Raw genomic sequence first — 13,754 nt, 5'->3', positions numbered from 1 at the left:
GACACTCACCGAACTCGGACGGTACCAGTGCGAGCCGACCAGGCAGGACCACGACTACGCGCTCGCCGACCTGCTCGCGGGGCCCTGGTCCCCGTCACGGCCGCGGCGGTCGGCCGGCTCCTCGCCCGGCACCGTTGGGCGCGGATCGCCGCATTGCTGGTGAGCGCTACGATGACACTATCGTCGACCATCCTCTTCGGGCTCTGGGGCGATGCCTAGACCGTCCGCCAGTCCAGGCGTTCCGGGGGCGGACCGAGGTTGGGCGGCGGGTCGCCGTCGGCCTCCGGCTGCTCCTCCAACTCCGCGAGCCCGTCGCGGGCCTCCTCGACCGTACCGAGAGTGGCGGTCGGCAGCGTGAGGATGCCCGGGTTGACGTCGGCGAGCACCAGGCCGCCGTCCCCGGGCACGATCATCGCGGTGGCCGGCAGGGTCCGCAGGCTGTGCGCGTCCAGCCGGAAGTCGCGGACGCCCCCGCTGTCGCCCGGAGTGTCGATCTCGGCGGCCTGGGTCGTGGCGCGCCCCCAGTTGGTGGCCGAGCGGATATGCCGGACGAGGTCGAGCGGCGCGATGGCCCTCGCCGCGGGACGGACCGAAACGGGGGTCGTGTCCGCCTCCGCGGGATCTCCGGGCCCGTCCTCGTCGTGGCCGTCGACCACCGCCTCGCTCACCGCCTCACCGATGACCTCGGTAAGACGGTGCAACCGCAGGGCATGCCGCGCGGCCCGACCGGCCTCGGCCGTCTCCCCCGCCCCTTCCTCGCCCCCGCCGGATGCCGCGGGCGCGCTTCCGGCCACCGCGCCGCCCGCCGTTAGCCGGGACAGCACACGCGCCACAGGCCGGGAGCCGGACTGCCGCATCACCACGGGGAAGCAGTCCTCGGCGAGCCGGGTCACCGCGTCCTCGTTCTCGCCGTTCTCCCGGAACATCAGGACCAGGCCGGCCCCGGCACCGCGCGCCGCGCGGATCATTCGGTCCACTTCCGGCACCGGCAGGGCGTCGGCCCCGCAGACCGCGACCGTGTGGGCCCAAGGCACCGCATCGCCGGACGCGCTCGCGGTCCGCATGTCCAGCAGCTCGCTCAGCGCGGCCAGTGTGTAGGTCCCGTAGGCGCGCGCGGCGACCTCCCCGGACACCCGGTCCGTGGAGATCACCTTCACCTGCGCGTAGGGCTCTTTCCCTGCCCGGGAACCGATTCCCTCGAAGGGCGCCAGGTGGCGTTCCAGCTCCCAGGCGCGCTCGGCGACGGACCCCTCCCTACCGCAGTGCCGGCGCACCTCGCGGCGCTGGTGCGCGGTGAGCGCGCGCATGGCGGGATCCTCGGCTCCGCTGCCGTTGGGGTCGGCGAGGGCACGCAGCCCTCCGATGAGCGTGGTGATACCGGCGTCGGCCCCGACGACCTCGAAGAGCCGGAGCAGCAGGGCCCGGTCGGCATCGATGTCGGCCTTGGGGTCGAAAGCACGGACGGCGGAGGAGAGGATCCGGGCGCGCTGCCCGGCGCCGAGGTTGGTGCCGAGGTGTATCCGGGACAGGTCCGCGGGGAGCACCCAGCTCCTCGACGTCACACCGCAGTGCTCCGTGAGGGAGACGAGGTCCCCCGCGACCGCCCGGCCGGACAGGTCCAGGACCGTGAGATCGCCGCCGCCGCGCAGCCGCGAGGCGCCGATGGTGGTGAGGACGGCCGACCACCCGGCCTCGGTTCCCCCTGATACCAGCACCGTCCCGGCCCCGTCCGGGACGGTCACCCCGTACCAGCGCGGCTGCGCCTCGTAGGCGCGCTTGCGTCCCTGCCACTCGGCGTAGCGCCGGGCGTGCTCCTCCTGCAGCTCGCGGAGCAGGCGTTCCTGGCCGGCGCGCTCTTCTGCGAGCCGCCGTTCCTCCTCGGCCACGCGCTCCCGCATCACCTGGCGGCTCTGCAGCAGAGCGATCAGTACGGGCAGCGCGACCGCCAGGCAGGCGAGAACCCCGCCGAGGGCGAGGATGCCCGGCAGGATACGCACCGGCCAGAGCAGCGTGCACAGTCCCGCGATGCCCGCCAGCGCGTACAGCGCGTACTTCAGCGGCCGGTTGGTGCGGGCCTCCCTCCGCTCCTGCGTGGCGATCCACTCAGCGCTGACCCGTTCCCGTTCGGAGGGGGCGGGACGCCGCGGCGGCGGGCCTGGCTCGGGAACCAGGACTGCATGGCGCCAGCCGACGTAGGTCGTGCTGTTCTGGGCTCCTGGTCGGGGGGCGACCACCTCGTAGCACCTCCTACCCGGCGATCCAGAAGGGCGGCCCGGGCAAGTGTCCGCTGGTACGTGGGAATGTTGTCAGGCAGTAGCCGAGTTGTCACCACCTTCCCCGCAATGGTGGGATCCGACATCCCTGCCGGTAGCGCGCGAGCCGCCGGGGCGGTCGGCCGGCGCCGCACGAAAAGGCCGGTGCCGGCGGGGCTTGCCCCGCCGGCACCGGCGCTTGAACGTGTCGGCCCGTTCCGGTCAGGCGCTGACCTGCAGGTCGATGACCTTGCCCACCTCAGCGCGCACCGAGTACTCCTCGGAAAAGCCCTTCGAGGCCAGGACGCGGATCTTCCAGTCGCCGTCGGCGGCGAAGAAGCGGAACGTGCCCTCCTCTCCGGTGGCGACCTCGCCGACGAAGTCGCCGTCGGCGTTCAGCAGCCGTGCGTAGGCACCGCTCAGCGGCGCCCCGTCGCGCTGTACCGTGCCCTGGATGACCGCCTGGTCACCGGCGTCCACGTCGGCGAGAGCAACGCCGCCGACGGGCGCCCCGCAACCGTTGTCGTTCACTTGGCCTCCCCTAGTTCGACCGGCACGCCGACCAGCGAGCCGTACTCGGTCCACGAACCGTCGTAGTTCTTCACGTTGTCCAGCTCAAGCAGCTCGTGCAGCGCGAACCAGGTGTGCGACGAGCGCTCGCCGATACGGCAGTAGGCGATGATGTCCTTGTTCAGGTCGACACCGGCCTCGGTGTAGAGCTCGCGCAGCTCCTCGTCCGACTTGAACGTGCCGTCCTCGTTGGCGGTCTTGGCCCATGGGATGTTGCGCGCCGTGGGGATGTGGCCCGGGCGCTGCGAGGTCTCCTGGGGCAGATGCGCCGGTGCGAGCAGCTTGCCGACGAACTCGTCGGGCGAGCGCACGTCCACCAGGTCCTTCGCACCGATGGCGGAGACGACCTCGTCGCGGAAGGCGCGAATCGAGGTGTCCTGCTCCTGGGCGGCGTAGTTGGTCTTGGCGCGCTCGGGCACCTTGTCGGTCAGTTCGCGGGAGTCGAGCTCCCACTTCTTGCGGCCGCCGTCGAGCAGTTTGACGTTCTGGTGCCCGTAGAGCTTGAAGTACCAGTAGGCGTAGGCGGCGAACCAGTTGTTGTTGCCCCCGTAGAGGACCACGGTGTCGTCGTTGGAGATGCCGCGCTCGGAGAGCAGCCTCTCGAAACCGGTCTTGTCGATGAAGTCGCGGCGGACCGGATCCTGGAGGTCCTGTTTCCAGTCGATTTTGATGGCGTTCGGGATGTGTCCCTTGTCGTACGCCGATGTGTCTTCGTCGACCTCCACGAGAACGACTCCGGGGTCGTTCAGGTGGGTCTCCACCCAGTCGGCATCCACGAGGACGTCGGAGCGGCTCATGGGAACCTCCTTGCTTTGTTGTCTGACAGCGGTGTCTGTGTCTACCGCGGCGGCTACGCGGTCGTGTGATCCCGCCGGGGAACTCCCAGGCGGCGGATCAGCGGGTAGATCTCGCAGCCCAGGCAGAAACCGAAGGCCGCGTTGAGAAAAGCCGCGAAGAGCGCGAGCGCGGTGGCGGCGATCCCGAGCCAGACGCCGACGAACAGGTACCCCACCACTCCGAGCAGGGCGAAGGCCAGGCCCACCCCCTGCGCGAACCGCGGCGGGGCGGCGTCCTCCAGCTCCCGTGGCGGACCGAGTCTCGGCCGCACGAAGGCGGCGTAGACCAACCCGTAGGGCGAGTAGCGGACTCCGGCCGCAGCGGCAACGGCGAAGACCAGTGCCTGGGCCGCCAGCAGCGCCGCGCTACCGCTGACCAGCACTGCGGCAAGGACGAGCGTGCTGACGGCGGCAGCGAACCGCTGTCCTCGTGGGTCGACCTGCATTGTGGATTCCCCGGCTGCCTGAGCGGTGCGATAGGACTCGAAGAAGGCCAGCGTGAAACCTGCTACCGGATACCGGAAGCAGGGCGGAACGGCACCACGACGCTGAGCTCTAACAGCGGGCAAGACAGAGCGCGGTGGCAACGCGGCAGAAGTCGACCGTACGCCGCTTCGTCAAAAGCGCCTCTGTCAGAGAAGTCACGTTATTGATCGTACGGGCTGCCGGAGCGGATGTCACGAGTGAGGAACCCCACCGGAAAACTGGAGAATCCGCGCGCGTACCTACTGTGCCACCTGATGAGCGGAATCACCGCTCACCGACCGCATCGCCCAGAGCGGCGATCACGTCGCTTTGCGCGGCTGCCCGCTCGCCCGCCGGACGATCCGCCCTTGGGCGTCCAGCACCAGGACCGTGGGAGTGCGCAGGATGTTCAGCCGCCGTACCAGGTCCAGGTGGGACTCGGCGTCGATCTCGACGTGCGCGACGCCTTCGACCATCTCGCCGACGTCGGCCAGGATTCGGCGGGTGGCCCAGCAGGGCTGGCAGAAGGCCGAGGAGAACTGCACGAGGGTGGCCCGCTCCCCGAACCCCGCGTTCCCGAGGTCATCCGGTGTAAGCGCGGATCCGGCGCTGTTGTCGGCCATCTCGGTCCCTCCGTTCGTCGCGACCGAAGGTTCGAAGCGGAAGCGTCCGTTGACGCGCCGGCCAACGAGCCCCACCAGCAGGGCGAGGAGTAGGGTCGCGATGGCCACCGCGCCGCCGGCGAACTGCCCCGGTTCCATGCACGCTACCCCTGGGGCGTCCCGCTCACCAGATCGACGTCGGCGGCCTCAGCGGAAACCTGGACGCCGTTGGGCAGCGCCTCGACTTCGGTTACCTGCAGATCGAACGGCAACTGCGGAAGAGGGGCGGAGGTCGTCAGCTTCTCCTCGACCGCGGCGCTGACGTCGACCGGGGACTCCGCCACCTCGACGTTGGACGGCGTGATCGCGAAGGAGTCTCCCTCGGCCGTGACCTCCAGGTCCGCGGAGACCGCGACACTGAACCCGAGGATCGCGAGATCGCCGCTCACCCGGGGCCGGCCGTCCTCGTTCTCGATCACGACGCCCTCGGGAAGCTGCTTCTGCAGCTCGCTGTAAGGCAACATCACCTCGGCGTCAGCGGTGCGGGCGACGGCCTGCGGTTCGGACAGCAGGTCGCCGAGGGGGGCGTCGACGTCGTGCGCGGTGGTGTCCACCCGCTCCAACTGCACCTCGCCGATGGTGACCGCGCCCGTGACGATGCGAATCTCGGAGTACTCACCCCCGACCGCCTGTGTGAGGAACGGAACTCCGGCGATCGTGACCTCGGGTTCGGAGGCCATGTCGTACTGCTGGCTCACACGCTTGGCGATCTCGTTCTGCGCGGCGTAGTGCAGCCCGCGGTCGGCGACGACCAGAACGATCAGCAAGAAGATCAGAAGGACCAGAATCTTTCGCATCGGGCTTTCAGCACACTCCCGTTTAGTCCCGGCGAACCGCGCAGGCACTTTGGTTCAGAGGGCGCGCCGCCTCGGCGCCCTCCAGCATCGGGGCACCCAGAGATCAGCACCAGTGTGAAGGGTACTCCACGCCTGTCCTCACACCGTCGTCCCAGGGATTCTCCCAGCCGACTCCAAGCCTTCTCCCAGGAGACTCCCCGGCTCGTCATTTTCCGCGTGGGGCCGGCGTCGGCCGTTCAGCGCGGCATCAGCATCGAGGAGAGGTTATCGGTCACCGAAGCGCCCGAGAGTACGAGCCCGATCACATTGGTCGCCACCACGTACCCCTGGGTCTCGCGTGCGAACTCCATGATGTGCGGCTGCTGCTCGTGTTCCTCATAGGCCAGCTGGTCGCGGTAGATCGCGTAGATGATGCGCTGCAGCGGCGCGCTGGGCACGGTGTGGCACGCGAACAGGAGGGTGTCGGGTTCCCGCCGGGTCACCTCCTCGACGATCTCCTCGACCAGCTCGTCGAAGGTGTCCTGGTACCCCTCGACCAGCGTGTAGATGGTGATGATTCCACGCAGCCGCGACGATCTCCCCTGAGGCGCCGACTCGCCCCCGTAACCGTCGAAGCCGGACGCTGCACGGCGCTTGCGGGACACGTCGTCCTCCTCCGCCTCGGAAGGCTCGTCGTCGAACTCATCGTCGACCTCGTCGTCGAAGTCGCTCCGGCGCCGTCCGCCCCGCCTCCCGCGGCCTGACTGCGGCGGCTGCTGAGCCTTGAGACAGCCCGTCCAGAGGGAGACGACGGCGCCTGTTATCACCAGTTGGCCGAGAACCCCCATGCCGAGCCGGCTGACGAGGATCTCCAGCAGGGCCGCGAGCCCGATCAGCCCGAGAACCGCCGCCTGGTGCCCGCTGAGCCGCGTGTGTTCCCGCCTCCGCCGCAGCACGGCGATCACACACCCGAGGATCACCAGGAGTACCAGGATGTGAACCAGGCCGAGCACGCTCTTGGGGATGACGTCGTAGTGGTCGGCCATGGCCGGATAGCTGCTCTCGAACTGCCCGCGCAACCGGTCGACACTGAGGATCACCAGCGGCACGGTCGTCAGAGTGGCGACGACCAGCCGGGCGCCGAAGCGCAGCCTGGCGGAGGTGACCGTGTACTCCACCGCGCCCCATGCCGCTAGCAACGGGCCGAGCAGGCCGATGCCGATCTGGAAGACGCGGAAGGTGATCCCGGAGAAGTCCAGTAGCGCCCCCGGGAAGGCAGCGCTGAGGGCGACAGCGACACTGACTCCGGACACCACCCACACGAGCATGGAGGGCTGCGGATCCCGGGAGTAATGAGCGATCAGTGCGGCTGTGGCGCTCCAGGCCACGAGTGCGCAGACGAATGCCAGTCCTACCTCGACCATCCCGACAATAATGCTGCACTCTCGCACCCTGTTGTAACCCGCGATGCGGTTACACAGCCGCCGACTTGCACTGATTATGAAGTATTGCGTAGTTTGTCATAATTCTTGTGTGAGTTACCTCACCGAGGGTTTTTCCCGTTCGCCCGCGGCCGAGCGGAGGCCTCCCGGCCTCAGCGACGCCTTCGCCATGAACGCGCTGAACACCTCGGTGGCACCGCGCACCCCACGGTCCTGCTCCCCGCCGCAGCACGGATGCCGGGTGTGCACCGGAACCTCACACGGCGGTCATAGGCTTCGAGGCATGTGGGGCGATGCCAGCCGCGAGGACAGCGGTCGTGCTGCTGTGGCAGGGGAAGCGGCCGCGGCCGCGGCCGAAGCCATGTTCGACACCGGACCGGACGATCACCCCGGGACCGCTGCCGCGTTCTTCGACGTGGACAACACCCTCATGCGAGGGGCCTCGATCTACCACTTCGCCCGCGGACTCGCCGCGCGCGACTTGTTCACCACCCGCGACCTGCTCCGCTTCGCCTGGGGACAGATGGTCTTCCGCGTCAGCGGGTACGAACAGCGCGAGCACATCCACGCCGCGCGGGAGGCCGCCCTGGCCTTCGTCGCGGGCCACGACGTGCAGGACCTGGTGTCGCTGTGCGAGGACATCTACGACGACACGATGTCGGACCGGATCTGGGAGGGCGCGCGCCGGCTGGTCCAGCGCCATCTCGACGCGGGCCACCGCGTCTGGCTGGTCACGGCGACCCCCGTGGAACTCGCCGACATCATCAAACGGCGGCTGGGCCTCACCGGTGCGCTGGGCACCGTGGCCGAGACCGTGGACGGGGTCTACACGGGACGCCTCGTGGGCGACATGCTGCACGGTCCGGCGAAGGCCGAGGCGGTGCGCGCCCTGGCCAGACGCGAGGGACTGGAACTGGCGGCCTGTACGGCCTACAGCGACTCCAGCAACGACCTGCCGCTGCTGTCGCTGGTGGGCTACCCCAACGCGGTCAACCCCGACGACGGACTCCGCGAGCACGCCGAGGCCAACGGCTGGCCGATCCACGAATTCCGCAGGCACCGCAGGACGCTGCGCGTAGGGGTACCGGCGGCCGTCGCCGGCGCGGCGGTCGGAGGTGTCGCGGTGGGCCTGCTGCGCCACCGCAGGAGGCCGTGACTCAGCGTCCCGCGGCCGCGCGCACGGCCAGGGCGGTGACCGGGCCCACGGGACTGGGCGGCTCGGCCTCCTCGAACCGTTCCGAACCGCGGCCGGCGGCGAAGGACTCGAACGCCTGCCGCGACGTGTAGGCAGGCGCCCAGTCCAGGGTGCGTTCCACCTTTCCGGTCTCGAGCACCCGACCGCAGCAGAGGCGGCGAAGGCGATCCGGGGAGTAGTGGCCCCTCCCCCGCCGCGCGAGGCTCCCGATGACCCGGAGTCCGCGCTCCGGGACCGGGATTCCCGGACGGCCGACGCGGTGCAGACACTGCGACAGCGGCATGGCCCCTGGCGCGGCGACGTTGAAGAAACCGTTGAAAGCCTGGCCGCTGCCGAGGGCCATCCGGCGGAGGACCTCTACCCCGTCGTCCTCATGGATGAACTGCATCCGCGGATCGTACCCCTTCACCGTGGGCACGATCCGTAACCCGAGGTAGCGCGTCAGCGGTGTCTCCACCGACGGGCCGATGAGATTGGCGAACCGCAGAACAGCGATCGACAGATCGGGGCGCCGCCGCGCCAGCCCGCGTGTGTGCTCCTCCATCTCCACGACGTCCCGGGCGTCGACCGCCGCGCTGGAACGCAGCACCACACGGCGGACGGCCGCGGACTGCTGGCAGGCGGCGAGCAGCTGCATCGTCCCGACGACGTTGCTCTCCTGCAGAGGGCCCTTGCCGTCAGCGGCCTCAGGTGCGGGCACGAGACCGAGATGCAGCACCGTGTCGGCGCCGGAGTCGCGGATCACCTGGCCGACACTGCCGTCGCACAGGTTCGCGTACGCGAACTCGACCGATCCGAACGGGTACCGGGGCGGCTCCGAGTCCACTCCGATGACCCGATCGACACCCGGATCGGCCTGCAGGCCTTCAGCGACACGGGAGCCGAGGTAGCGGGAAACCCCTGTGACGAGCACAACGCGAGCCATTACCGCACGCCTCCTTGAGAGGGGAATGAAAGACGGGGTGTGCCTCCGCGCCGGGACCCGGCCTGGCGGCTCCGCGTCCGCGGAGAGGCGGGCCTACTTCTTGTTGCGGCGCGCGATCCGGGTTCGCTTGAGGAGCTTGCGGTGCTTCTTCTTCGCCATGCGCTTACGGCGCTTCTTGATGACGGAACCCATGGGTCCACCCTTTCGCAGATGACCAAAAACAGACACGGCGTCCGGCCGTGCGCACTCAGGCGCAGGCATCGTCCGTAGAGAATGCGGCGGCGGGCCACCCGTGGGGACCGGAGCGCGCGAGCCGTGCCCGCGCGAAACGCCGCACCCGACGTGTCAGCCTACCTTCTCGCGCAATACCTTGATTCACGCGCCGGGAGGAGTGGGCCCCGAAGGATACAGCTCCGCGGCCGGCTCGCTGTAGCCGACGCTGACCAGCTTATGGTCCTCGAAGGTCAGTGAGGTCACACTGGCGAGGTTGCACTGCCGACGGTCGGGCCGGTGCCAGAGCCGCTTGCGCTCGGCGGTGCGGCGCGCCATCCAGATCGGCAGCTGGTGGCTGACGCAGACGGCCTCGCGCCCCCAGGCCTCCTTGCGCACATCCTTGATGACGTCGACCATGCGATCGACGATCTCGGTGTAGGGCTCGCCCCACGAGGGCCGGAACGGGTTGTACATCCGCCGCAACACCTTGAGGTTGGTCAGCGAGCGCGAGGTCAGGATCATCCCCTGGAAGCGGTTGCCCGCTTCGATCAGCCGCTCGTCCAACCGGACCGAGAGGCCGAACTCCTTCTCCAGAGGCTGGGCGGTCTCATACGTGCGGTCCAGCGGCGAAGAGAACAGCGTCGCGACGTCCCTGCCCGAAAACCAGTCGGCGGCGAGTTCGGCCATCCGGATCCCGTTCTCGCTCAGGTGGTACTCCGGCAGCCGTCCGTAGAGGACCCGCTTGGGGTTGTGCACTTCGCCATGCCTGAGAAGGTGGACGACGGTGGTCGTGGTCATCGTGGGGGATGGTTTCCCTTCCGGCTCGCTTCGACGGCTAGGAGGCACTCGGCGAGGTCAGCGCCGCCTGTGCATCTTCCAAACTATCGACCGCGATATGCAGGGCGTCCACCATGGCGCGCACGGCCGGACGCCGGCCGTCCTCGCTCCGCCAGACGACGTAGATGCTGCGGTTCAGCGCGGGGCGGACGGGCCGGGTGACCACTCCCGGCGGGATCACGCCGCGCCCCAACCGGGGAAGCAGGGCTATGCCGAGCCCCGCCGCGACGAGGGCCAGCTGGCTCGGGTACTCCAGGGCGTAGTGCGCCACTTTGGGTTCCACACCGCTCCGGCGCAGGGTGTCGCGGAGCCACGCGTGGCAGATGTCCCCGGGCGGGGCGCCGATCCAGTTCTCCACGGCCAGTTCGCTGAACGCCAGCGCCTCCCGCTCGGCCAGGGGATGCGCGATCGGGAGGGCGATCTCCGCGGGGTCGTTGAGGAGGTGCTCCCGATCCAGACCGTCGGGGGTGGGCAGCGGCGAGTTCTCCCAGTCGTGCACGACGGCGAGGTCGAATTCCCCCCGCATCACCTGCGGCAGCGAGAACTTGGGGTCGAGCTCGTGCAGCCGCACACTCAGCCCCGGGTGCCGCTCGGCGACATCGCAGAGCACGCCGGGCATCAGACCGCGGGCCGCCGTGGCGAACGCGGCGATGCTGATCCGGCCCGCGACAGTGCCCCGCTGCGCCTCCAGATCCGCTTCGGCCTCCGCGATGAGAGCGAGGATGCGTTCGGAGTGCTGGACCAACACGTACGCGGCGTCCGTGAGCCGGACGCCGCGCCCGTTGCGCTCCAGCAGCCGGGCGGACGTCTCCCGCTCCAGTTTCGCGATCTGCTGGGAAACCGCTGATGTGGTGATACCGAGTATGTCGGCCGCCGCGCTCACCGATCCGTATTCGGCGATCGCGTTGAGCGCACGTAACCGGTCTAGGTCAAGCATCCCCTTATATTAAAGAATAATTTAACACGCGGCCAGCGCATCTTGTAGCGAATCTGGTCTGGACGGCCTCGGTGTAGCAGGCTCATCTTCCCGCCTCGGCGGCGGCGCGGGCCGCCTTCGGCAGCGCGAGATGACACGGTCGATGGCCGCGTCATCGTGCGCGGCGGAGAAGAACCATGCCTCGAACGCCGCGGCCGGAAGGTAGACGCCCTGTTCCAGCATCGCGTGGAAGAACGCGGCGAACCGGCCGGTGTCCTGCGCGCGGGCACCGTCGAAATCGGTGACCTCGGCTTCGGTGAAGAACACGGTGAACAGGTTCCCGCCGTGCTGGATGCGGTGCGGGACCCCGGCGGCGCTCAGCTCCTCGCCGACCGCCTTCGACACCTGCGCTGAGACCCGGTCGATGTGCGCGTACACCTCAGGGGCCGCGTTGCGCAGTGTGGCCAGGCCGGCGGCGGTGGCCAGCGGATTCCCCGAAAGCGTGCCCGCCTGGTACACCGGACCGGCCGGAGTGAGGTGCCCCATGAGGTCGGCCCGGCCACCGAAGGCCGCGGCGGGCAGGCCGCCCCCCATCACTTTGCCAAACGTGACGAGGTCGGCGGTGACACCGTCCAGGCCGAACCAGCCCGACGGGCTGACGCGGAAACCCGTCAGGACCTCGTCGAGAACCAGCAGTGCGCCGTGCGCGGCGGTGATCTCCCGCAGCTTGGCGTTGAAGCCGTCCTTCGGCGGGACTACTCCCATGTTCGCCGGGCAGGCCTCGGCGATCACGCAGGCGATGTCGTCACCGGACTCGGCGAACACGCGCTCCACGGCCGCGATGTCGTTGTACGGCAGCACCAGGGTGTCCGCGGCGCTCGCTCCGGTCACTCCCGGGGAGTCCGGCAGCGCGAACGTGGCCACACCCGACCCGGCCGAGGCCAGCAGCGCGTCGACGTGCCCGTGGTAGTTCCCGGCGAACTTGACCACCTTGGCCCGCCCGGTGGCCCCCCGCGCCAGCCGGATCGCCGACATGGTGGCCTCGGTGCCGGAGTTGACCAGCCGCACCTGCTCCACGGAGGTGCGCGCGACGATCTCCTCGGCCAGCTCCACCTCCCTGGGAATCGGGGCGCCGTAGGAGCTTCCCCGGCGCGCGGCCTCGCCCAGGGCCTGGACGACGGCGGGGTGCGCGTGGCCGAGGATCAGCGGTCCCCACGAGCAGACGAGATCGACGTAGGTGTTGCCGTCGACATCGGTCAGGTAGGGCCCTTCGCCCGAGGCCATGAACGGCGGGGTCCCCCCACCGCCCCGAACGCCCGGACCGGGGAGTTCACCGCGCCCGGGATGACGGCACCGGCGCGTTCGAACAGCTCAGCGGAAGTCTCTTGAGTACCCACAGCACCAGTCTGGCAGCTGTGCGGCACCTGCGCCGCCCGCGCTCCGGCGGCCCGGTCCGCCGCCCCAAGGGGGAGCAGGGGAACAGGAACGCCCTGTACACGTGGTAGGTCAGCGATCAGTAGGTTTGTGGACACATCACCCGAGAGAAAGAGAGCCGACCCCCATGACCGAGGTCTTCGCCACCGCCGATCTGATCGATGCGCACGGGGACATCCTCGCGAGCTGCGAGACCCAGTTCCGGACGTACGGCGGTCGCGACATGTTCCACGGACCGATCGCGACGATCAAGTGCCATGAGGACAACGCTCTGGTCAAGGAGCAGCTGAACCAACCGGGCGAGGGCTGGGTGCTGGTGGTCGACGGCGGCGGCTCCCTGCGCACGGCCCTGATGGGCGATCTGATCGCCAAGGCCGCCTTCGACAACGGATGGGCCGGCGTCATCATCTACGGCGGGGTCCGCGACGTCGCCGAACTCGGCAAACTGGATCTCGGCATCAAGGCGCTGGGCTCCAACCCCCGCAAGTCCGGCAAGACCGGCGCCGGTTACCTGGACATCCCGGTGGCGTTCGGCAACGTCCTCTTCACCCCCGAGGCGTGGGTCTACAGCGACCAGGACGGCATCGTCATCAGCGACGAGAAACTGGACCTCCCTGGGCGCTGATCTCGCGGAGGCCGGGTCTTCCCCGCGCGGGGAAGGCCCGGCCTCATTGAGGCCGGCGCCGATGGAGTGAACCGCAAATGCGAGAGGATTGCCCCCTGGGGTTTCGCTCTTGCGTGCTGTATGGTCCGTTTGTGCCGATTTTGCGGATCAGCGAGGTAGCGGAGCTGGTCGATGTGAGTCCAGACACGGTGCGCCGGTGGATCGCCTCAGGACGGCTGGCCGCCGAACGGGACGGGCAGGGGCGCCGTTGGGTTGCGGGGGCCTCCCTCGCCGCCTTCATGCGGACCGCGCCCGCCGATGATCCCGGCCGCGCGTTCTCCTCGGCGCGCAACCGGTTCCGCGGAGTCGTGACGAACGTGGTCTGCGACGAGGTCATGGCGCATGTGGAGATCCAGGCGGGACCGCATCGCGTGGTCTCGTTGATGAGCCGGGAGGCCGTGGACGACCTGGGCCTGGAGGTGGGCTCGTTGGCGACCGCGATCGTGAAGTCGACCGATGTCATCGTGGAGACCGAGTCTTCCGCGGGGATCCGTCATGCCTGACAGCGGGCCGCGCCGCGACCGCGCCGGCCCCGCGGCCGCCATCGGCGCCGCCGCCGCGTCGGCC

At 69.4% G+C, this 13,754-nt stretch carries 13 protein-coding genes and 2 pseudogenes; 3 read left to right on the top strand and 12 right to left on the bottom strand.

Translation table 11 applies throughout. From position 1 onward, the window contains the following. Positions 1-215 precede the first annotated feature (215 nt). The 7 genes and pseudogenes from VS93_RS24135 to VS93_RS24105 all read right to left on the bottom strand — a co-directional run bounded on the left by VS93_RS24135 (position 216) and on the right by VS93_RS24105 (position 6,985). On the bottom strand, positions 216-2,234 hold the full coding sequence (locus VS93_RS24135) for a hypothetical protein (RefSeq protein ID WP_046472160.1): 2,019 nt from the start codon (positions 2,232-2,234) through the stop codon (positions 216-218). 240 nt (positions 2,235-2,474) lie between these two features. After that, a complete protein-coding gene (locus VS93_RS24130) occupies positions 2,475-2,783 on the bottom strand; it encodes a DUF1416 domain-containing protein (RefSeq protein WP_046472159.1) in 309 nt (102 codons plus the stop codon). After that, positions 2,780-3,619: a sulfurtransferase gene (locus VS93_RS24125; RefSeq protein ID WP_046472158.1), complete on the bottom strand. Its 840-nt coding sequence runs from the start codon at positions 3,617-3,619 to the stop codon at positions 2,780-2,782. The genes VS93_RS24130 and VS93_RS24125 overlap by 4 nt, the downstream gene beginning before the upstream one ends. Positions 3,620-3,672: 53 nt before the next feature. Beyond that, a complete protein-coding gene (locus tag VS93_RS24120; RefSeq protein ID WP_046472157.1) occupies positions 3,673-4,104 on the bottom strand; it encodes a DUF4395 domain-containing protein in 432 nt (143 codons plus the stop codon). 304 nt (positions 4,105-4,408) lie between these two features. Beyond that, positions 4,409-4,746: pseudogene (locus VS93_RS24115) on the bottom strand (TlpA family protein disulfide reductase). A 143-nt stretch (positions 4,747-4,889) separates the two neighbouring features. After that, on the bottom strand, positions 4,890-5,582 hold the full coding sequence (locus VS93_RS24110; RefSeq protein WP_046472156.1) for an LmeA family phospholipid-binding protein: 693 nt from the start codon (positions 5,580-5,582) through the stop codon (positions 4,890-4,892). A 236-nt stretch (positions 5,583-5,818) separates the two neighbouring features. Beyond that, positions 5,819-6,985 (bottom strand): putative quinol monooxygenase, encoded by a 1,167-nt coding sequence (locus VS93_RS24105; RefSeq protein ID WP_046472155.1) that lies wholly within the window; start codon positions 6,983-6,985, stop codon positions 5,819-5,821. Positions 6,986-7,364: 379 nt separating this feature from the next. Between VS93_RS24105 and VS93_RS24100 the strand changes: the two genes are divergently transcribed. Then, complete coding sequence (locus tag VS93_RS24100) at positions 7,365-8,159, top strand: HAD family hydrolase (RefSeq protein ID WP_046472162.1); 795 nt, start codon at positions 7,365-7,367, stop codon at positions 8,157-8,159. 1 nt (position 8,160) lies between these two features. Here the strand turns inward: VS93_RS24100 and VS93_RS24095 are convergent, their stop codons facing one another. From VS93_RS24095 to hemL, 5 genes and pseudogenes are all read right to left on the bottom strand, one after another. Further along, the gene (locus tag VS93_RS24095) at positions 8,161-9,123 is read right to left on the bottom strand and encodes an NAD-dependent epimerase/dehydratase family protein (protein ID WP_046472154.1); all 963 of its coding nucleotides are present in this window, start codon (positions 9,121-9,123) and stop codon (positions 8,161-8,163) included. Positions 9,124-9,216: 93 nt separating this feature from the next. Beyond that, complete coding sequence (locus VS93_RS28680; RefSeq protein ID WP_017621272.1) at positions 9,217-9,315, bottom strand: 30S ribosomal protein bS22; 99 nt, start codon at positions 9,313-9,315, stop codon at positions 9,217-9,219. A gap of 183 nt (positions 9,316-9,498) precedes the next feature. Next, a complete protein-coding gene (locus VS93_RS24090; protein WP_046472153.1) occupies positions 9,499-10,134 on the bottom strand; it encodes a histidine phosphatase family protein in 636 nt (211 codons plus the stop codon). Between the two features lie 37 nt (positions 10,135-10,171). Next, entirely contained in the window at positions 10,172-11,110 is a 939-nt protein-coding gene (locus VS93_RS24085; protein WP_046472152.1) for a LysR family transcriptional regulator, read from the bottom strand. Positions 11,111-11,192: 82 nt separating this feature from the next. Continuing rightward, positions 11,193-12,486, bottom strand: a pseudogene (gene hemL / locus VS93_RS24080) (glutamate-1-semialdehyde 2,1-aminomutase). Between the two features lie 164 nt (positions 12,487-12,650). Here hemL and rraA point away from each other — a divergent pair. Together rraA and VS93_RS24070 are read left to right on the top strand one after the other, a co-directional pair. Continuing rightward, positions 12,651-13,148: a ribonuclease E activity regulator RraA gene (gene rraA, locus VS93_RS24075; protein WP_046472151.1), complete on the top strand. Its 498-nt coding sequence runs from the start codon at positions 12,651-12,653 to the stop codon at positions 13,146-13,148. Positions 13,149-13,279: 131 nt separating this feature from the next. After that, positions 13,280-13,690 (top strand): TOBE domain-containing protein, encoded by a 411-nt coding sequence (locus tag VS93_RS24070; protein ID WP_046472161.1) that lies wholly within the window; start codon positions 13,280-13,282, stop codon positions 13,688-13,690. Positions 13,691-13,754: the final 64 nt, after the last annotated feature.

This window comes from Allosalinactinospora lopnorensis, from assembly GCF_000981225.1.
Classification (GTDB): Bacteria; Actinomycetota; Actinomycetes; order Streptosporangiales; family Streptosporangiaceae; genus Allosalinactinospora; species Allosalinactinospora lopnorensis.
Note: the sequence above shows the minus strand (reverse complement) of the source record. Positions and strands in the feature narration are given on the sequence as shown.